The 18,279-nt window shown below is 68.2% G+C and carries 17 protein-coding genes; all 17 read left to right on the top strand.

Translation table 11 applies throughout. The features are described from left to right. Nucleotides 1-1,205 (top strand): undecaprenyl-phosphate glucose phosphotransferase (locus AACR93_RS22455; RefSeq protein WP_197077986.1); only part of this gene is annotated, 1,205 nt, incomplete at its 5' end. Nucleotides 1,206-1,220: 15 nt separating this feature from the next. Next, nucleotides 1,221-2,111: an EpsD family peptidyl-prolyl cis-trans isomerase gene (locus AACR93_RS22450; protein ID WP_082044182.1), complete on the top strand. Its 891-nt coding sequence runs from the start codon at nucleotides 1,221-1,223 to the stop codon at nucleotides 2,109-2,111. Continuing rightward, entirely contained in the window at nucleotides 2,111-2,878 is a 768-nt protein-coding gene (locus AACR93_RS22445; RefSeq protein WP_043852043.1) for an SLBB domain-containing protein, read from the top strand. The genes AACR93_RS22450 and AACR93_RS22445 overlap by 1 nt, the downstream gene beginning before the upstream one ends. Before the next feature lie 8 nt (nucleotides 2,879-2,886). Next, nucleotides 2,887-4,260 (top strand): Wzz/FepE/Etk N-terminal domain-containing protein, encoded by a 1,374-nt coding sequence (locus AACR93_RS22440; RefSeq protein WP_043852042.1) that lies wholly within the window; start codon nucleotides 2,887-2,889, stop codon nucleotides 4,258-4,260. Then, a complete protein-coding gene (locus AACR93_RS22435; protein ID WP_043852041.1) occupies nucleotides 4,257-5,123 on the top strand; it encodes a hypothetical protein in 867 nt (288 codons plus the stop codon). Before AACR93_RS22440 ends, AACR93_RS22435 begins: the two co-directional genes overlap by 4 nt. Further along, nucleotides 5,107-5,976, top strand: coding sequence for an exosortase (gene xrt, locus AACR93_RS22430; RefSeq protein ID WP_156153047.1), 870 nt, complete (start codon nucleotides 5,107-5,109; stop codon nucleotides 5,974-5,976). Before AACR93_RS22435 ends, xrt begins: the two co-directional genes overlap by 17 nt. Next, nucleotides 5,973-6,659, top strand: coding sequence for an exosortase-associated protein EpsI, B-type (gene epsI, locus AACR93_RS22425; protein WP_052449442.1), 687 nt, complete (start codon nucleotides 5,973-5,975; stop codon nucleotides 6,657-6,659). Before xrt ends, epsI begins: the two co-directional genes overlap by 4 nt. Further along, on the top strand, nucleotides 6,656-7,930 hold the full coding sequence (locus AACR93_RS22420; protein ID WP_042046352.1) for a hypothetical protein: 1,275 nt from the start codon (nucleotides 6,656-6,658) through the stop codon (nucleotides 7,928-7,930). Before epsI ends, AACR93_RS22420 begins: the two co-directional genes overlap by 4 nt. Next, on the top strand, nucleotides 7,920-9,065 hold the full coding sequence (locus tag AACR93_RS22415) for a glycosyltransferase family 4 protein (RefSeq protein WP_231557001.1): 1,146 nt from the start codon (nucleotides 7,920-7,922) through the stop codon (nucleotides 9,063-9,065). Before AACR93_RS22420 ends, AACR93_RS22415 begins: the two co-directional genes overlap by 11 nt. Further along, nucleotides 9,062-10,084 (top strand): glycoside hydrolase family 5 protein, encoded by a 1,023-nt coding sequence (locus AACR93_RS22410; protein WP_052497109.1) that lies wholly within the window; start codon nucleotides 9,062-9,064, stop codon nucleotides 10,082-10,084. Before AACR93_RS22415 ends, AACR93_RS22410 begins: the two co-directional genes overlap by 4 nt. Next, nucleotides 10,084-10,821, top strand: coding sequence for a WecB/TagA/CpsF family glycosyltransferase (locus AACR93_RS22405; protein ID WP_052497108.1), 738 nt, complete (start codon nucleotides 10,084-10,086; stop codon nucleotides 10,819-10,821). Before AACR93_RS22410 ends, AACR93_RS22405 begins: the two co-directional genes overlap by 1 nt. Next, nucleotides 10,818-12,131, top strand: coding sequence for a lipopolysaccharide biosynthesis protein (locus tag AACR93_RS22400; RefSeq protein WP_043852038.1), 1,314 nt, complete (start codon nucleotides 10,818-10,820; stop codon nucleotides 12,129-12,131). Before AACR93_RS22405 ends, AACR93_RS22400 begins: the two co-directional genes overlap by 4 nt. Then, nucleotides 12,128-13,189 (top strand): acyltransferase family protein, encoded by a 1,062-nt coding sequence (locus AACR93_RS22395; RefSeq protein WP_043852037.1) that lies wholly within the window; start codon nucleotides 12,128-12,130, stop codon nucleotides 13,187-13,189. Before AACR93_RS22400 ends, AACR93_RS22395 begins: the two co-directional genes overlap by 4 nt. A gap of 2 nt (nucleotides 13,190-13,191) precedes the next feature. Next, nucleotides 13,192-14,241 carry a glycosyltransferase family 8 protein gene (locus AACR93_RS22390; RefSeq protein WP_043852036.1) on the top strand — a complete coding sequence of 350 codons (1,050 nt, stop codon included), beginning with the start codon at nucleotides 13,192-13,194 and terminating at the stop codon, nucleotides 14,239-14,241. 1 nt (nucleotide 14,242) lies between these two features. Next, complete coding sequence (locus tag AACR93_RS22385; protein ID WP_052497107.1) at nucleotides 14,243-15,328, top strand: acyltransferase family protein; 1,086 nt, start codon at nucleotides 14,243-14,245, stop codon at nucleotides 15,326-15,328. A gap of 36 nt (nucleotides 15,329-15,364) precedes the next feature. Continuing rightward, a complete protein-coding gene (locus tag AACR93_RS22380; protein ID WP_156153046.1) occupies nucleotides 15,365-16,771 on the top strand; it encodes a mannose-1-phosphate guanylyltransferase/mannose-6-phosphate isomerase in 1,407 nt (468 codons plus the stop codon). A gap of 15 nt (nucleotides 16,772-16,786) precedes the next feature. Further along, complete coding sequence (locus AACR93_RS22375) at nucleotides 16,787-18,169, top strand: phosphomannomutase/phosphoglucomutase (protein ID WP_043852033.1); 1,383 nt, start codon at nucleotides 16,787-16,789, stop codon at nucleotides 18,167-18,169. The last annotated feature ends 110 nt before the right edge of the window (nucleotides 18,170-18,279 follow it).

Here is an 18,279-nt window from a genome sequence, read left to right as displayed (position 1 = left end):
TGGTGCGCAGCCAGGGGCTGATGTGGTGGGGGCTGCTGCGCTTCGTGCTCGGCTGGTGCTTCGTGGTGGCGACCCTGTCGCTCATCGGCTATCTGGCCTCCTGGCATCTCTACTTCTATCCCCCCTATCTGCTGGCCTGGGCCCTGCTGGCGCCCGCCACCCTGTTGGCGTCCCACGGTTTGGTGCAGCTGCTGATGGGGGGAGGCGAGCGGGTGGCCAAGCGCAAGGTGGCCATCGTCGGTGCCAACGAGGCGGGCATGACCCTGCGTGATCGCATCGGGGCCAACGGCTATCTCAACATGGAGTTCGTCGGCTTTTTCGACGATCGCGAGCTGACCCGCCTCGACGCCGGTCGCATCAAGCCGGGCGAGCTGCTGGCCACCCTGGCCGGCATGGCCGAGGTGATCCAGCGCGAGGGGATCAGCCACGTCTACATCTCGCTGCCCATGTCCTCCCAACCCCGGGTGATGAGCCTGCTCGACAGCCTGCAAGACAGCACCGTCTCTATCTATTTTGTGCCCGACTATTTCGTGTTCGACATGATCCAAGGTCACGTCGACAACGTGGCCGGCATCCCGGTGGTGTGCGTCTGCGACTCCCCCTTCACCGGCCTCAAGGGGGTGGTGAAGCGCGCCGAGGACATCGTGCTCACCCTCGCCATCCTGGCCCTCATCTGGCCGCTGATGCTCGGCACCGCGCTGGCGGTCAAGCTCACCTCGCCGGGGCCGGTCATCTTCCGCCAGAAGCGCTACGGCATGGATGGCAAGAGCATTGTCGTCTACAAGTTCCGCTCCATGACGGTGATGGAGGATGGCGACAAGGTGGTGCAGGCGCGCCAGGGCGATCAGCGCTTCACCCCCATCGGCGGCTTCCTGCGTAAAAGCTCCCTCGACGAGCTGCCCCAGTTCATCAACGTGCTCGAGGGCAAGATGAGCATCGTCGGCCCACGCCCCCACGCCAACACCCACAACGAGTATTACCGCAAGCTGATCAAGGGCTACATGATCCGCCACAAGGTGCGCCCCGGCATCACCGGCTGGGCCCAGGTCAATGGCTGCCGGGGAGAGACCGACACCCTCGACAAGATGGAGAAACGGATCGAGTTCGATCTGGCCTATCTGCGCCACTGGTCACTGTGGATGGACCTGCGCATCGTCCTGATGACCGCCTATCAGACCGTCAAACCCAAGGGCAATGCCTACTGAGCGTAAGGATTGAGGATGAAGCAAAGAGACAGGGGAGTGGCGCTGTTAGGCGCCGCCGTGTTGTTGGTGCTGGGGGGCTGCGGCGAGGCGGAAAAACCGGCCGCCAGCCAGGTACTGGCCAGGGTCAACGGTAAGGAGCTGACCGTGCTGCAACTGAACTACCTGCTGGCCCAGCAGCCGCCGGGGCGTCAGCTCAGCGAGGCACAGAAGCAGCAGGTACTCGATGAGCTGGTGCGCCAGGAGATCCTGGTGCAGCGCGCCCAGGCCGACAAGCTGGATCGGGACCCGCAAGTGGTGCAGGCGCTCGAGTTTGCCCGCCGTCAGGTACTGGCCCAGTTGGTGCTGGCGCGCCACCCTGGGGCGCCGCTCGCGGCGCCGTCCGAGGAGGAGATCCGCGCCTACTACCAGCAGCACGAGGCGGAGTTTCGCCAGCGCCAGCGCTATGAGCTGACCGCGTTTCTGGTGCCGGAGGCGGCCCTCGACCAAGCCGCGCTGCGGGAGTTTGACGCCCTCGCCGACGAGACGGCCGCCGAGCGCTGGTTCAAGCAAAAGGGGGTGCCCTTCAACCGCCAGCAGGTGCAGGTGAGCAGCGAGGGGCTGCCCGCGCGACTCGCCACCCAGCTGCGCACCCTCAATCCGGGTGACACCCTGGTGGATCGGGCCAACGGCCAGCGGGTGCTGATGCGCCTCAAGCTTCGCGAGGAGGCGCCACTCACCCTGAGCCAGGCCAAGGCGCAGATCCTCGCCGAGTTGACCCGTCAACGTCAGCAGCAGCGTCTCGAGCAGCAGCTGGTCGCTCTGCGCGGCGATGCCAGCGTCGAGTACCTGCAACGTTTCGCCGCCGCGGCCGAGGAGGGGCCGGCCCAGACCGCCCAACTCGCCACCGGCCTCAAGGGATTGCAATGATGAACGTCTCACTGCGCCGGGGCCTGGCCCTGTTGTCACTGTTGCTGCTGTCCGGCTGGGCCGGTGCCGCCCCTTATCGCATGGGGGCCGGCGACATAGTGCGGGTCAGCGTCTATGGCAACCCGGATCTCTCCCTCGAGGCGGAGATCGCCGCCGACGGGCGCCTCAACGTCCCCCTGCTCGGCCAGGTGCCCATGGCGGGCCTCAGCCTCGATGAGGGGGAGCGGCTGCTGGCCGAGCGCTGGCGCGCCGCCGGCGTGCTCTCCCAGCCCCACGTCAACCTGCTGGTGACCGAATACCGCAGCCAGCTGGTCTCGGTATGGGGTGAGGTGAACCGCCCCGGCCAGTACCCGCTTAAAGTCGACACCCGCCTCTCGGGCATGCTGGCCGCTGCCGGCGGCGTCGCGCCGACCGGGGGCCAGAGCATCGAGCTGGTGCGTGGCAACCAGCGCACCCGCTACGAGCTCGGTGCCGAGGGGCTGCGTGACGATCCCCTGCTGCAACCGGGCGATCAGCTGGTGGTGCCACGTCAGCCGCAGGTCTACGTCTATGGCGAGGTGCTGCGCCCCGGCAGCTACCCGCTTGGCGCTGGGCTGACAGTGATGCAGTCGATCGCCCTGGCCGGCGGCTTCACCCCGCGCGCCGATCACGGCGACATCAGCCTGCAACACCAGGATGCCAACGGCGAGCTGGTCAACCAGGCCGTCACCCTGACCACTGGGCTCAAGGCCGATGCGGTCATCTTCGTCGGCGAGAGCTGGTTCTAGGAGCGAGCATGATGACCATTACCCAATTTTTTAGCGTCCTGCTGGCCCGCCGCCGCCTGTTGCTGCTGGTCGCGCTCACCGTGCTGGCGCTGGTGCTGGCCATGACCCTGCTGCTGCCCAAGCGCTACATGAGCGAGGCGGTGATCGCCGTCGATGGCGGCAGTGATCCGGTGCAGTTCAGCTCCCTCGGCCCCGTGGTGCAGCAGAACTATCTGGGTACCCAGGCGGCCATCGTCGCCAGTCACGCCACCGCCCTGCGGGTGGTGCGGGATCTGCGTCTGGCGGACTACCCCCAGGCCCAGGAGCGCTTTGCCCGCAGCGGCGAGGGTGGCGACATCGCCAGCTGGCTGGCTGCCGGCCTGCTGCGCGATCTCGACGTGGTGCCCGGCAAGGAGAGCAACACCATCACGGTGCGCTACGGCGCCGTGGATCCGGCCTTCGCCGCCGCCATCGCCAACGGCTTCGTCGATGCCTACCGCCACGTGGTGATCGAAAACCGCAGCGGCCAGGCACTGCAAAGTGAATCCTTCTTCAAGGATCAGATGGTCGATCTGCAACGGGATCTCGAGCAGCGCCAGGCGCGCCTGTCCGACTACCAGCGCCAGCACGGCATCCTGGCCGGCAGTCGCGATCGCATCGACACCGAGAGTCAGCGCCTGATGGAGCTGACCGGCCAAGTGACCCAGGCCGAGGCCGACTACATCGCCGCCTCTTCGCGGGTGACCGATGCCCAGAACAACGACAACCCGCTGCTGGCCCAGCTCACCCTGGCGCTGGCGGATCTGCGCAAGCAGCGCAGCCTGGTGGCCGAGCGCAGCGGCACCCGCCACCCCCAATATCAGCAACTCAATGCCCAGATCGCCGCCACCGAGCGCGAGCGGGCCGATCAGCAGGGGCGCATCGAGGCGCAGCGCCGCCAGAGCGTGGAGGCCATGGCCGCCCGCCTCAAGGCGCAGCAAGACGAGCTGGCGGAGCAAAAGCAGCGGGTGCTGGCTCTCAAGGATCGCCTGGCCGAGCTCGACATATTGCAGCGCGGGGTCGACAACGCCCAGCGCAGCTACGAGCTGGTGATGCAGAAGTGGTCCGAGGCGGCCATCCAGTCCAACGCCAGCCTGACCAACATCACAGTGCTGCAACGGGCCCAGCCCTCGGCCCGCCCCGTGTCGCCGCGCCCGCTCTTCAACCTGCTGTTCGGCACCCTGCTGGCGCTCGGTTGCGGCGCCCTGGCGAGCTTTCTGGTCGAGCTGCGCGCGCGCCGGGTGCGCTGCGCCGACGATCTCACCCACACTCTGGGGCTGCCCGTGCTCATCACATTGCAAGGGGAGCGTTCGCCCGCCCGCGCCCCCCGGCTGCTTCTCAACTGGCGCGGAGGTCAATCATGATGCCCCTCTCTTCCCGCGAACGCCTGCTCGAGCCGGCCGGCATGCCGCGCGTCGGCGAGCTGCTGCTGGCCGCCGGCAAGCTGACCGAGCTGCAACTCGGCCAGATCCTCAAGCACCAGCACGAGCACGGCACCCGCTTTGGCGAGGCGGCCCAGCAGCTGGGGCTGCTCAGCGAAGCCGACGTGCACGCCATGGTGGCGCGCCAGTTCTCCAGCTTCCTGGCCGAGCCGGGCAGCGCGCTCAGCGAACGCCTCTACATGGCCTATGCCGAGCGGTTGCTGGAAAAAGAGAAGATCAAGGCGCTGCGCAGCCAGTTGCAGCTCGCTTGGCTGGCTCAGGGGCAGCGCAGCCTGCTGCTGGGAGGGGTCGATGACGAGGCGACGCGTGCCACCTTGGCCGGCAACCTGGCCATCGCCTTCAGCCAGCTCGGTCTTGCCACCCTGCTGGTGGACGCCAACCTGCGCGGCAGCGCGCTGCCCGCCCTGCTCGGCAGTCGGCGTCGGGTCGGTCTGTCCGATCTGCTGGCCGGTCGCGGCGAGTTGGAGCGGCTGGTCGAGCCGGTGGCGGGGCTTGAGGATCTCGACTATCTGCCGGCCGGCACCCCGGCCCCCAACCCGCAGGAGCTGCTGTCGCGCAAGCGGATGCAGCAGCTGGTGCCCGAGCTGGCCCAGCGCTACGAGGTGGTGATCTACCACACCCCGGATCAGCACGAGTGGTACGACACCCAGATCCTCGCCTCCCTGGTGCCCGGCGTGCTGCTGCTGGCGCGGCGCGACGGCACGCCGCTGCCGGCGCTGGCCGACATGGTGGCGCGCCTGCGCCTGATCCGGGCCGAGCTGCTGGGGTGTGTCTACCTTGACTGACGCGATGCAGCTGCGACATGGCGCCGCCCTCTGGCTGGCGCTGGCCGCCCTGGCGGCCCTCTATGTGCCCCTGTTTCACGGCCTCTACTTCGCGCAAGGGGAGAGCCTAGGGGGGAGCACCGCTGCCCTGCTGCTGGTGCTGGCCCTCGGGTTGTTCATCCAGCAGTTGCTGGCCTGCCCGCTGCGCGGTGCGCCGGCACGCGCCCTCGGCGCCGTGGCGCTGCTGCAGGCGTCCGCCCTCTACCTGCTCGGCGAGCTGCTGCAACTGCCGATGTTCTCGGCCGGCTCGCTGATCCTGATGCTGGCCGCCGTGGTGCTGCTCTATTTTGGCCGCGCGGCGCTGCGCGAATTCCTGCTGCCGCTGCTGTTGTTGCTGTTTGTCATCCCGCTCCCCTATGTGCTGACCGACGTCATCGTGCAGCCGCTCAAGCTGTTTATCTCCGCCGTCACCGAGGGGCTGCTCTATTTGCTCGGCTACCCGGTGGCGCGCCAGGGGGTGGTGCTCTACCTCGGCCCTTATCAGCTGCTGGTGGCGGACGCCTGCTCCGGCATCAACTCCCTGTTCAGCCTGGAGGCGATCGCCCTGCTCTACCTGCACGTGGTCAAGCGTGGCGGCGCGGCGCGCAAGGCGGTCATCGGCCTGCTGATCGTGCCCATCTCGGTGCTGGCCAACGTGCTGCGGGTGCTCTTTATCGCCCTGCTCACCTATCACCAGGGCAACGCGGTGGGGCAGAGCTTCGTGCACGAGCTCTCTGGCCTGTTCCTGTTCGTGGTAGCGCTGCTGCTCATCATCGGCCTCGACGGCCTGCTCGATCGCCTCGGCCTTGCCTGCCCGCGGGAGGTGACCCCATGAAGGGCTACGCAGTACAAACCCTGCTGCTGCTGGCGCTGCTGCTGGTCATCGGTCTGCTTGGCCGGCACTGGCAGCAGGGGCGGGTCTGGCTGGCCGAGCGCCACCAGGTGGCGCTGGAGCAGCAGATCCCGGCGCGCTTTGCCGACTGGCAGCTGGTGCCGGGCGGGGCTGTGGTCGAGGTCTCCGGCGAGGCGCGTCAGGCCCTGGCCAGCCTCTACGAGCAGCAGATCGCCCGGGTCTACCGCGCCGCCGACGGCAGCGAGGTGATGCTCTCCCTGGTCTATGGCCGGGATCAGTCGAGCGATCTCTCCCAGGCGCATCGCCCGGAGATCTGCTACGTGGCGCAGGGCTTTCAGATTGAAGGGCGTGAGCCCATCACCCTCTCCCCGCTGGGGCAGGCGCTGCCCGCCACCCGGCTGCTGACCCGTCAGGGGAGCCGGGTCGAGCCGCTCACCTACTGGATGGTGGTGGGGGACAAGGTGGTGCGCCCCGGCCTCGAGCGCAAATGGGCCCAGCTCGGCTTTGCCCTGCGCAAAGAGATCCCGGACGGGGTGCTGCTGCGGGTCTCCAGCCTGGATGAGCGCGGCGAGCACGCCTTCGCCCTGCAACAGCGCTTCTTGACGGCGCTGCTGGCCGCCGTCGATCCGGCCACCCGGCGCCTGCTGGCGGGGGCGGGGGCATGAGCGCCCTGCTCTGGAGCCGGCCGCTGCCGGCCGCCTTGCAGGCGCACACCTCGTCAAGCGAGCGCGCCGTGCTGGCGCTGCTGCTGGCGAGCGTGCTCTATCAGAGCCTATTGTGCATGGTGAACACCCTGCTGTTTGCCATCAACCCGACCCTGGTGGCGCTGGTCGAGGCGCTCATCTACGGCGGAGTGCTGCTGCTGGTCTACCGCCGCCTGCCCCTCGGCCTCGCCCTGCTCGCCCTGCTAGCGCTGGTCAACCTGCTCTCCCTGACGGTGCTGCGCGGCCTGCTCGATGCCAAGTCGGTGCGCGACATCCTGATCATCCTGCTCTTCTTCTGGCTGGGGCTGCGCCATGGCTCGGCGGCGCTGGTCGACAAGGTCTTGCTGCTGGTGGTGGGGGTGGCGCTGCTGCTCGGCCTGTTCGAGTGGCTGGCGCTGGAGTGGTACATCCGGGTGTTCCACACCTTCTCCTACTTCGTCAACCAAAGCGGGATCGGCCGCGACGGCGGCGCCATCTTCAGCGGCCAGGCGCTCACCCTCAACGGCTTTCGCCCGGACGGCATCGGCCGCACCATCCTGCCCTGGCTGTTCGGGCCGCACCGCATCTCCTCGATCTTTCTCGAGCCGGTGTCGCTTGGCAACTTCTCGGTCATCGTGCTGATCTGGGCCCTGTGCCGGGAAGGGGAGCGGCGGGTGAGCCTGCTGCTCGCCGCCGGCGCCGCCATGCTGATCGCCCTGTCCGACTCGCGCTTCGGGCTGGCCATGAGCGCCATGCTGATCGCCCTGCGCCTGCTGCTGCCGCTGCGTGCCACCGCCCTGCTGGCGCTGGCGCCATGGGCCATGATGGCGGCCGTCTACATCTACAGTAACTGCTTCTTCGAGGGGGCCTACAGCGACTCCTTTGTCGGCCGCCTCACCTACACCGGCAAGGTGCTCGGCACCCTCGAGGTGGGCGACATGCTGGGGCTGCAATCGCCGCTCGGCAACTACGGCGACATGGGCTATGCCTACGTGCTGACCCGCTTCGGCCTGCCCTTCCTGCTGCTGGGGTGGGGGCTGCTGTGGCTGATCCCGCTGCACAGTGCGCCGGCGCTGCGGGTGCGCGCCCTCATCTCTCTTTACATCGCCATGATCCTCTCGATCAGCGGCACCTCCCTGTTTGCCCTCAAGTCGGCCGGCCTGCTCTGGTTCCTGGTCGGCAGCCTGTGCGCCGAGGGCGGCGCACGGCAGGAGGCCCTTTCCCATGCCGGAGTGCAGCGTCATGACCATTAAGGTGTTTCATGTGGTGCGTCAGTACCACCCCTCCATCGGCGGGCTGGAGGATGTGGTCTACAACATCGCTCAGCAGCAGTTGCACAGCGGCCAGCAGGCGCCGACCGTGGTGACCCTGGATCGCCTGTTTCGCGGTGAAGGCGAACGCCTGCCCGCCTACGAGGTGCGCGAGGGGGTGCCGGTGATCCGCCTGCCTTACTCGGGCTCGAGTCGCTACCCCTTGTGCTGGAACATCCTCTCGGCCATCCGCGAGGCCGACGTGGTGCACGTGCACGGGGTCGACTTCTTCTTCGACTTCCTGGCGCTGACCCGGCCGCTGCACCGCAAGCCGCTGCTGGCCTGCTCCCACGGCATCTTCTTTCACACCGAGTTTGCCAGCGGCGCCAAGAAGGTTTTCTTCAACACCGTCACCCGCGCCAGCAGCCTCGCCTACCGGCGCATCTTCGCCACCAGCGCCAACGACGGCCGCCTGTTCGGCCAGGTGGCCGCCCCGGCGCGCCTCGAGGTGATCGAGAACGGCGTCAACGTCGACAAGTTCCGCCTGCCGCCGCGCGCGCAACTGCCGCGCCACCTCATCTACTTCGGCCGCTGGGCCGAGAACAAGGGGCTCAAGGAGACGCTGGCCCTGTTTGCGGCGCTGCACCGGCGCGATCCCCGCTGGCGCCTCACCCTGGCCGGGCGCGAGTACGACCTCGACGCGGCCGAGCTGGCTGCCGAAGCGCGCCGGCTCGGGGTGGGCGAGGCGGTGCAGATCGCCGCCAACCCCTCTCAAGATGCGCTCAAGGGGCTCATCGCCGAGGCGGGTTACTTCATCTGCCAGTCGCGCCACGAAGGGTTTGGCCTGGCCGCCATCGAGGCGATGAGTGGCGGCCTCTATCCGCTGCTGAGCCCCATCCCGCCGTTTCGCCGGCTGGTGGAGGAGACCGGTCTCGGCCTGCTGCTGGAGGGGGACGAGGCGGCCCAGCTGGAATGCCTGCTGGCCCGGCACGAGGCGCTGGCGGGCGACTACCCGGCGCTCGGTGCGCGGCTGGTCGAGGCGATCGCCCACTACTCGTGGCAGGGGGTGGCGCAGCGCTACATGGCCGCTTACGCGGACGCGGTGTCGGGCCCGCGCTTGCAGGAGCAGCCCTCATGAGCCGCCTGCTGTGGTTGCTGTGGCTGCTGCTGGCCCTGCCGGGGCGGGCCGACTGCCTCAGTGAAGGCCCCCTGCCCGGCGTCAACCTGGCCGGGGCCGAGTTCAAGGCGACGGCGCTGCCGGGGCGCATCAACGTCGACTTTGTCTATCCGTCGAACGAGACCCTCGACTACTTCCGTGGCAAGGGGATGCGCCTGCTGCGCCTGCCGGTGACCTGGGAGCGGCTGCAACCCGAGACCGGCGGCGCCCTCTCGCCACTGCACCTGGGCGAGTTGCAGCGGCTGGCGCGCTACAGCGCCTTGCACGATCTCTGCCTGCTGGTGGATCTGCACAACTTCGGCAAGCGCCAAGGGTTGCCGCTCGATCAGGCGCCGCAGGCCGCCGATGCCCTGAGCGATCTCTGGCTGCGGCTGGCCGGGGCGCTGGCAGAGCAACAGGATCACGTGGCCCTGGGGCTGATGAACGAGCCGGCCCTGATCGGCCGCAGCCAGTGGGTCAGCCTGGCCGGCGAGGTACTGACCCGGCTGCGCGAGGCCAAGGTGGCCAACCTGGTGGTGGTGTCGGGCGGCAACTGGAGCGGCGCCCACGCCTGGTTTAGCGGCAGCGCGGCCCAGCCGAGCAACGCCGATCTGCTGGCCGGCTGGCGCGATCCGCTCGGGCGCAGCGTGATCGAGCTGCACCAGTACGCCGACAGCGACTACTCGGGCACCCACAACGACTGCATCGACCCGCAGAAGATGCGCACCATACTGCGCGCCGCCGGCGAGTGGGGCAGTCAGCACGGCCAGCGGCTGCTGCTCGGCGAGTTTGGTGTGCCGGCCAGCAGCGGCTGTCTGGCGGTGCTCGACGTGATGCTGGCCGAGCTGACGCGCGCCCCCTGGATGGGGTGGGCCTACTGGGCCGGCGGCCCCTGGTGGGGCAGCTACCCCTTCTCGGTGCAGCCCAGCGGCGATGGGCAGGACAAACCACAGATGGCCGTGCTGGCCGACTATCTCGCCCCAGCGGCAGGGAGCCAATGATGAACGAGTGCAAGACGATCCTGGGGTTTCCCATCTTCAACGGCTCGCGCGAGGCGCTGCGCGCCGAGCTGGAGCGCCGCGCCGGGCAGGTGTCGGGGCCCCTGTGCCTCTTCTACGCCAACAGCAACCTGCTTCAGCTGTGCCACGGCGAGGCGGCGCGTTTTAGCGAGCCGGGCATCCTCATCGCTAACGACGGGGTGGCCCTCAACCTGGCGGCGCGCCTGCTGACCGGCACGCCGTTTGCGGCCAACCTCAACGGCACCGATTTTACCCCCTACCTGGTGCGCACCAGCCCGATCTTTCGCCGGGTGTTCCTGCTCGGCGGCCAGAGCGGGGTGGCGGCGGGGGCGGCGGCCACTCTGGCGGCGAGCGGCGTCGAGGTGGTCGGCCATGCCGACGGTTATGGCGACATGACTGACGAGGCGGCGCTGCTGGCGCGCATCAACGGGGCGCGCCCCGACGTGCTGCTGCTGGCGCTCGGCAACCCGCGCCAGGAGCAGTGGCTGCTGGCGCACCGCGATGTGCTTGACGTGAAGCTGTTGGTGGGGGTGGGGGCGCTGCTCGACTTTCTCAGCGGCCGGGTGCCGCGAGCGCCGCGCTGGGTGCAGCAGCTGCGCTGCGAGTGGCTCTATCGCCTGCTCGGCGAGCCGCGCCGCCTGCTGCGCCGCTACACCCTGGAGATGGGGCGTTTCTTCTGGCTCTGCCTGCGCGATCGGCGCGGCGGGGAGGGGGCATGACCCAGGCACCCGATCTCGGCGCCGTGCCGCGTCGCCCCTGGCAGCGGCTGCTGGTGGGGGGGCTGCTGCCGGCCGGCATCAAGATAGCCAACGCCGGCCTGGGCTACCTGACGACCCTGATCGCGGCCTGGCTGCTCAGCCCGGCCGAGTACGGCCTGTTTGGCGCCGTCATCGCCTTCTCGTTGCTCTGCTCGTTTGCCCTGAGCTATGGCCAGCCGGTGGCGATGATCAAGTTCTACCACGAGCAGTTGGTGGCGAGCGGCGAGCGGGCGGCCGACCGCCAGTTGAGCTGGTCGCTGCTGGTGGGGGGGCTCTGCCTGCTGCTGTGCACCCTGGCCGGCGCCCTCTGGCTGTTTGCCGGCAAGACCGACGCGCGCGGCCTGGGGCTCATCGTGCTGTTTTGCCTGCTCTTTTCTGCCGGCGAGCTGCTCAGCGTGGCGCTGCGGGTCAAGGAGCGGATGCTGGCGGCGCTGGCGCCGCGCGACGCCCTGTGGCGGGCGCTGGTGATCGCCGCCCTCAGCCTGCTCTGGCTGGGGGGCAAGGCCGCCACCACCAGCCAGCTATTGCTGCTGATGAGTCTGCTGCTGCTGCCCTGCCTCGCCTATCAGCTGCGCCTGCTGGGGCCGCACTTAAGCTGGGTCTGGCGCGGCGAGGGGGCCCGCCTGCACCGGCGCTCCTGCGCCTTCTGGGGCATAGTGCTGACCGGCCCGATCCTGACCCAGGCCGGCACCCTGATCGTCTCGGGCAGCTTCGGGCTGGATGACTCGGGGGCCTATTTTGCCGCCGAGCGCACCTCCAACCTGCTCACCTTCCTGCTGGTGGCCATTCACATCGTGGTCGGCCCGCGTCTGGCGCGCGCCTTCGAGACCCGCGACTTTGCCACCACCCAGCGCCTGGTGGGGCTCTCGGCCCTGCTGGCGGGGGGCGCCTCCCTGCTGCTGTTTGTGCCGCTGGCTCTGTTTGGCAACGAGGTGCTGGCCTGCTTCTCGCCGCGCTACGCCGGGCAGGGGGCGCTGCTCTCCTGGCTCGCCTTGGCCCAGCTGTGCAATGCCATGGCCGGGGTGACCGCCTTTTTCTTGCAGATGGCCGGCTTCGAGCGGCTGACCCTGATCCTGTCGGCCTGGTTTGCCCTGCTGAGCCTAGGGCTGCAACTGCTGGCGGCGCGGCTCGGCTCGCTCGAGGGGGTGGCCATCGCCTCGGCCGGGGTGTCGCTGCTGCTCAACCTGGCCTGCATTCTCGCCTGCCGCCGTCACACCGGCGTCGACTCCACCCTGCTCGGGGTGTTCAGACAAGGAGGAGCTTTCCGATGAGGCTCGATTACATGCACTGGTACCGTGGCCTGGCCATGGTCTACATCATCGTCTGGCACTCGCTGACCCAGACCCTGGACTTTTCCACCCCCACGGCGCGCCTGCTGCAAAGCCTGCTATTCAACGGCACCGCCCTGTTCGTGTTCATCTCCGGCTTCCTGTTTGCCTATCTGGCGCCGCGCTACCAGTGGCAGGGGTTCATGAAGAAAAAAGCGCTGCACGTGCTGCTCCCCTACCTGGTGGTGTCGCTGCCGGGGATCCTCTGGCGCCTCACCCAGCTGCACCACGGGGTGCTGCCGGTGGACTATGTGCCGGCGGCGGTGATCGACAAGCCGATCCCCTTCGTGATCTGGTCGCTGCTCACCGGTTTTCATATCGGGCCGCTCTGGTTCGTCCCCTTCGTCTGCCTGCTGTTTCTCTGCTCACCCCTGTTCCACCGGCTGGTGGCGAGCCCGGCGCTCGGCACCGTGACCGCCCTGGCCCTGCTGGTGACCATCTTCACTTTCCGTCCCCAGTACAACCTCAACCCTTTGTGGAGCCTGCTCCACTTCAGCGGCTTCTACCTGCTCGGGATCTGGGTCTGCCGCCACCGCGACCACCCCTGGCTCGCCTCGACCCGCCTCATCGGCGTGCTGTCGCTGCTGCTGGCGGCCCTGGTGCTGTGGGAGCTGCGCCACCCCATCCCGGTGGCCTTCTCCATCCAGGAGCTGCTGCGCGAGGGGGCGCTGCGCCTCAATGTCAACGCGGCGCAGAAGGTGGTGATGTGCGTGCTGACCCTGATGCTGCTGCGCCGGGTTGAGCAGCGCCGCAGCCTCTGGTTCCCGCGCACCCTGCTGAGCCGGGTGGCGGAGTACAGCTTCGGCATCTACTTCGTGCACCACTACTTCATGATGGTGCTGGGCGAGCTGACTCAGCGGCTGCCCCCCATCGACATGGATGCCCGCCTGCTGCTGGTGTCGCTGCCCCATTTCGTCCTCAGCATGCTGGCCTCCATGGCCTTGATTTACCTGGTCAAGCTGACCACCAAGACCCGCAGCCGCTACCTGGTCGGAGTATGACGATGCGCCAGCCCCTCATCCCCATCTTCATCGCCTTCGATGACCACTACGCCCCCTTTGGCGCCTGCGTCATCAAGAGCGCCCTGCTGGCCAAGAGCGAGCGCTACGGGTTTGCGTTTCACGTGCTGCACGAGGGGCTCGGCGCCCCGGCGCGCCAGCGGCTCGACGAGCTGATGGCCGCGCACCCCGGCAACGAGCTGCATTTTGTCGATGTCTCCGACTACTTCGCCGCCATGGAGCTGCACGTCCACACCATCTACAACCGGGCTATTTACTACCGGCTGGCGATCCCGGATCTGCTGCCCCAGGCCGAGCGCGCCCTCTACCTTGACTCGGATCTCATCGTGCTCGGCGACCTGTGCGATCTCTACGACACGGATCTGCAAGGCTGCGCCCTGGCCGCCGCCCGCGACGTCATGATGCACGCCCTGGTGCGCACCAGCGGCCTGACCAACCGCGAGACCGGCAGCCTGCCGGTGCGCCGCTACTTTGGCGAGGTGCTTGGCCTGCCCGATCCCGAGTGCTACTTCCAGTCCGGGGTGATGGTGCTCGATCTGGCCCGCCTGCGCGCCCTGGGGCGGCTGCCGCAGATGCTGGAGCTGGCCGGGCGCAACCGCTACTGGATGCCGGATCAGGATGTGATCAACGCCCTCTTCGTCGGCGATATCGTCGCGCTGCCCCAGCGCTGGAACCTGCTCACCGGGGGCGGCGAGTACCACAGCTTCCTGGCCCGGGTCGATTCGCCGCTGCTGGCGGAGTATCGGGCGGCGCGGGCGAGCCCGGCCATCATCCACTACGCCAGCTTCACCAAGCCGTGGCGCTTTTGTGACATCGACTACGCCGAGCACTTCTGGGCCGTGCTGCGCCAGACCCCGTGGCGCGACGCCGTCTATGACTGGTTGCAGGAGGGGCGGCTGGTCTCCACCGCCTCTCTGCCGCAGACCATGAGCTGGCGCACCCTGCTCGGCGCCCTGGCCGAGAAGTGCTTTGGCAAGGGCACCCGACGCCGCACCGCCTTGGTCTATCTGCAACGCAAGCTGGGGAGGGCCTGAGATGACGGCCACCCCGCAGATGCCGGAGAGCCTGCCAAGCCTGGACGGGCTGCGCGCCATCGCCGCCCTGTTGGTGGTGTTTGTCCACTTCACCTTCTACGTGGCGCCAGAGAGTCCATTTCACTACCTCCAGCTCTTTCCGGGGGCGCGCTTTCCGTTCGGGCCCGTGGGGGTGGCGGGCTTTTTCACCCTGAGCGGCTTTCTGATGGCCTACCTCTACGCCTGGCGCCCCTGCACGGCGCCGGCCCTGCTTGGCTACCTGGTGGCGCGCTTTGCACGCATCGTGCCGGCCTACTGGCTCACCCTGCTGCTCTGCTTTTGCCTCTATCGGTGGCTGGACGGGGCGTTTGTGTTTCGCATCGACGGCCAGAACCTGCTGCGCCACCTGCTGTTTCTCGGCTCCGAGGGGGTGTTCTGGTCGATCCCCCCCGAGATCCAGTACTACCTGCTGTTTGCCGTGCTGTGGGGCGGCTGGCAGCAGTGGCTGGCCGGCCAGTGGCGGGGGCCGCTGCTGCTGGCGCTGCTCTGCGTCGGCCTGATGCTAAGTCGCGACTACTGGCCCGGCATCTTGCTGCCCGCCAAGCTCCACTTTTTTCTCGCCGGCAGCGCCGCCGCCCTGCTGCTGCGGGCGCTGCAACGGCGGCTGCACCCTTCGCCGCGCACCCTGATGGGGTTGCAGCTCGGCATGCTGCTGGTGCTGGCCTGCGCCCTGGCCGGGCTGGTCGGGGTGGCGCAGCAGACCTTCTACCTGCATCACCCCTTCTTCCTGCTGGTGGCGCTGCTGCTGCTGCTGTTTGCCTGGCGTACCCCGCTTTCGGATGCGCTGCTCGGCAACCGGCCGCTGCGCTGGCTGGGGCGGGTGAGTTTTAGCGTCTATCTGCTGCACGTGCCGGTCATCTTCGCCCTGGTGCAACTGCAAGGGGCGCTCGGGCTGAATGGGAGCGGCAGCGATCTGCTGATCCTGCTGCTGGCGGTGCTGCTGCCGGGGCTGGCCTGCGAATACATCGAGCTGCCCCTGTGCCGCGCCTGCCGCCAGTGGGCGCAGCGCCGGGGCGAGGCCCTGCTGCTGCGGCGCCAGCGCGCCTGAACAGGGATCCGTTTTCAACACTGACAGTGAATGCCTATGACAATTCTTCCGGTAATCATGGCCGGCGGCTCCGGCTCCCGGCTCTGGCCCCTCTCCCGAGGTGCCTACCCCAAGCAGTTCCTGCGCCTGTGCGGTGAACACACCATGTTGCAAGAGACCTTGCGGCGCCTGCACGGCCTGCCGTGCGCCGCGCCGCTGGTGATCTGCAACGAGGAGCACCGCTTCGTGGTGGCCGAGCAGCTGCGCGAGCTGGGTCAGCTCGCGGGCAACATCATCCTCGAGCCGGTCGGGCGCAACACGGCGCCGGCCATCGCCCTGGCCGCCCTGGCCGCCATCGAGAGCGGCGAGGACCCGCTGCTGCTGGTGCTGGCCGCCGATCACGTCATCACCGATCCGCAGGCCTTCAGCCAGTCGGTGCGCGCCGCCATGCCGCTGGCCGCCAGCGGTCATCTGGTCACCTTCGGCATAGTGCCGACCGGCCCCGAGACCGGCTATGGCTACCTGCGCCGGGGCGAGCAGATCGGCGCCGGCTACCGGGTCAGGCAGTTTGTCGAGAAGCCGGATCGGGCCCTCGCCGAGGCGTACCTGGCCTGCGGCGAGTACGCCTGGAACAGCGGCATGTTCCTGATGCGCGCCAGCCACTACTTAGAAGAGCTGACGCGTTTTGCCCCCGCCATCGCGGCGGCCTGCCGCGCCGCCATGGTTGGCACCACGCGCGATCTCGACTTTGTGCGGGTCGACGGGGCGGCCTTTGGCGCCTGTCCCTCCGACTCCATCGACTACGCGGTGATGGAGCACACCGAGTGTGCCCTGATGGTACCGATGGAGGCGGGCTGGTGCGACGTGGGCTCCTGGTCGTCCCTGTGGGAGATCAGCGAGAAGGACGGGGCCGGCAACGTGGCGCGCGGCGACGTGCTGCTGCAAGGGAGCCACAACAGCTATGTCCATGCGGACAGCGGCCTGGTGACCCTGGTCGGGGTGGACGATCTCATCGTGATCCAGACCAAGGATGCGGTGCTGGTGGCGCACCGGGATCAGGTGCAGGAGGTGAAGCAGGTGGTGGAGCGGCTCAAGCAGAGCGGGCGCCGCGAGTTTCACGAGCACCGCGAGCACTACCGGCCATGGGGCAAGATTGACACCATCGATCAAGGGGGGCGCTACCAGGTCAAGCACATCATGGTCAAGCCGGGGGAGCAGCTCTCGCTGCAGATGCACCACCACAGGGCCGAGCACTGGGTGGTGGTGAGCGGCACCGCCAGGGTCACTCTGGGCGAGGAGGTGCGCCTCGTTGGTGAGAACCAGTCGGTCTACATCCCCATCGGCGCCGTCCACTCGCTGGAGAACCCGGGCCGGATCCCGCTGCACCTCATCGAGGTGCAGTCCGGCGGCTACTTCGGGGATGACGACATCATCCGTTTTAACGATCGCTATGGCCGAACCTGAGGCCGGGAGGAAGAGATGTTTCGCAGCATGACCTGTTTCAAGGCCTATGACATCCGGGGCCGGCTCGGCGAGGAGCTGGACGAAGAGGTGGCCTACCGCATCGGCCGCGCCTATGCCCAGCTGTTGCAGCCGCGCGGCGTGGTCGTGGGGGGCGATGCACGCCACAGCAGTGCCGCGCTCAAGGCGGCGCTGGCCCGTGGCCTGATGGAGGGGGGCGCCGATGTGCACGATCTGGGGCTGGCCGGCACCGAGGAGGTCTATTTTGCCACCTTCCACCTAGGGCTCGACGGCGGCATCGAGGTGACCGCCAGCCACAACCCCATCGACTACAACGGCATGAAGCTGGTGCGCGAGCAGTCGCGCCCCATCAGCGGTGACAGCGGGCTCGATGCGATCCGCGCCCTGGCCGAGAGTGGCGAGTTCGCGCCGGCGCCGCGCCAGGGGTGCTATCACACGCTCAACGTGCTCGACGCCTATGTGGATCACCTGCTCGGTTACATCGATGTTGCGACCCTCAGACCGCTCAAGCTGGTGATCAACAGCGGCAACGGGGCCGCCGGCCACGTGGTGGAGGCGCTGGCCAGACGCCTGCGCGAGCGGGGAGCCCCCCTTGACATCCACAGCCTGCTCGGCGAGCCGGACGGGGACTTTCCCCACGGCATCCCCAACCCGCTGCTGCCCGAGTGCCGCGAGCAGACCCGCCGCGCCGTGCTGGAGCTGGGGGCCGATCTGGGCATCGCGTTTGACGGGGATTTCGATCGCTGCTTCCTGTTCGATGACGCGGGGAACTTCATCGAGGGCTACTACATCGTCGGGTTGCTGGCCGAGGCCTTCCTGCTCAAGGAGCCGGGGGCGCGCATCATCCACGATCCGCGCCTGTGCTGGAACACCGAGGAGATAGTGCGCGGTGGCGGCGGCGTGCCCGTGCTCTCCAAGACCGGCCACGCCTTCATCAAGGAGCGGATGCGCGAGGAGGACGCCATCTATGGCGGCGAGATGAGCGCCCACCACTACTTTCGCGATTTTGCCTACTGCGACAGCGGCATGATCCCCTGGTTGCTGGTGGTGGAGCTGGTCTCCCGCCGCGGTCTGCCCCTCAAGGCGATGCTGGCCGAGCAGATGGCGGCCTTCCCGGCCTCGGGGGAGATCAATCGCAAGCTGGAGAACAGTGCCGGTGTGCTCGCCGCCATCGAGCGCGCCTATGGGGCCGAGGCCTGGTCGGTCGACCGTACCGACGGCCTCTCCATGAGCTTTGGCCACTGGCGCTTCAATCTGCGCAGCTCCAATACCGAGCCGCTGATCCGGCTCAATGTGGAGTCGCGCGGCGATCGCGCCCTGATGGAGGCCAAGACCGCCGAGCTGCTGGCCATGCTGGAACCCGTCCCACAACTGGCGTGACTGGGGCCGGGGTCAGGTTGGGAAGGCTCCGATCGACTGTGGCCCATGGGGTACGCTAGGCTGGGGCTTTCCAAGCATGATGAGGAGAGCAAGGGAAGGTGCGAACAAGT

The sequence above is a fragment of the Aeromonas sp. L_1B5_3 genome (assembly GCF_963866575.1).
Taxonomy (GTDB): Bacteria; Pseudomonadota; Gammaproteobacteria; order Enterobacterales; family Aeromonadaceae; genus Aeromonas; species Aeromonas jandaei.
The sequence above is the reverse complement of the archived record's forward strand: the minus strand, read 5'-3'. Positions and strand labels throughout refer to the sequence as shown.

Bases quoted from the DNA above. Each gene is read 5' to 3' on its own strand.
- AACR93_RS22450 (WP_082044182.1), top strand. From the start codon at position 1,221: ATGAAGCAAAGAGACAGGGGAGTGGCGCTGTTAGGCGCCGCCGTGTTG.
- AACR93_RS22445 (WP_043852043.1), top strand. From the start codon at position 2,111: ATGAACGTCTCACTGCGCCGGGGCCTGGCCCTGTTGTCACTGTTGCTG.
- AACR93_RS22440 (WP_043852042.1), top strand. From the start codon at position 2,887: ATGATGACCATTACCCAATTTTTTAGCGTCCTGCTGGCCCGCCGCCGC.
- AACR93_RS22435 (WP_043852041.1), top strand. From the start codon at position 4,257: ATGATGCCCCTCTCTTCCCGCGAACGCCTGCTCGAGCCGGCCGGCATG.
- epsI (WP_052449442.1), top strand. From the start codon at position 5,973: ATGAAGGGCTACGCAGTACAAACCCTGCTGCTGCTGGCGCTGCTGCTG.
- AACR93_RS22420 (WP_042046352.1), top strand. From the start codon at position 6,656: ATGAGCGCCCTGCTCTGGAGCCGGCCGCTGCCGGCCGCCTTGCAGGCG.
- AACR93_RS22415 (WP_231557001.1), top strand. From the start codon at position 7,920: ATGACCATTAAGGTGTTTCATGTGGTGCGTCAGTACCACCCCTCCATC.
- AACR93_RS22410 (WP_052497109.1), top strand. From the start codon at position 9,062: ATGAGCCGCCTGCTGTGGTTGCTGTGGCTGCTGCTGGCCCTGCCGGGG.
- AACR93_RS22405 (WP_052497108.1), top strand. From the start codon at position 10,084: ATGAACGAGTGCAAGACGATCCTGGGGTTTCCCATCTTCAACGGCTCG.
- AACR93_RS22400 (WP_043852038.1), top strand. From the start codon at position 10,818: ATGACCCAGGCACCCGATCTCGGCGCCGTGCCGCGTCGCCCCTGGCAG.
- AACR93_RS22395 (WP_043852037.1), top strand. From the start codon at position 12,128: ATGAGGCTCGATTACATGCACTGGTACCGTGGCCTGGCCATGGTCTAC.
- AACR93_RS22390 (WP_043852036.1), top strand. From the start codon at position 13,192: ATGCGCCAGCCCCTCATCCCCATCTTCATCGCCTTCGATGACCACTAC.
- AACR93_RS22385 (WP_052497107.1), top strand. From the start codon at position 14,243: ATGACGGCCACCCCGCAGATGCCGGAGAGCCTGCCAAGCCTGGACGGG.
- AACR93_RS22380 (WP_156153046.1), top strand. From the start codon at position 15,365: ATGACAATTCTTCCGGTAATCATGGCCGGCGGCTCCGGCTCCCGGCTC.
- AACR93_RS22375 (WP_043852033.1), top strand. From the start codon at position 16,787: ATGTTTCGCAGCATGACCTGTTTCAAGGCCTATGACATCCGGGGCCGG.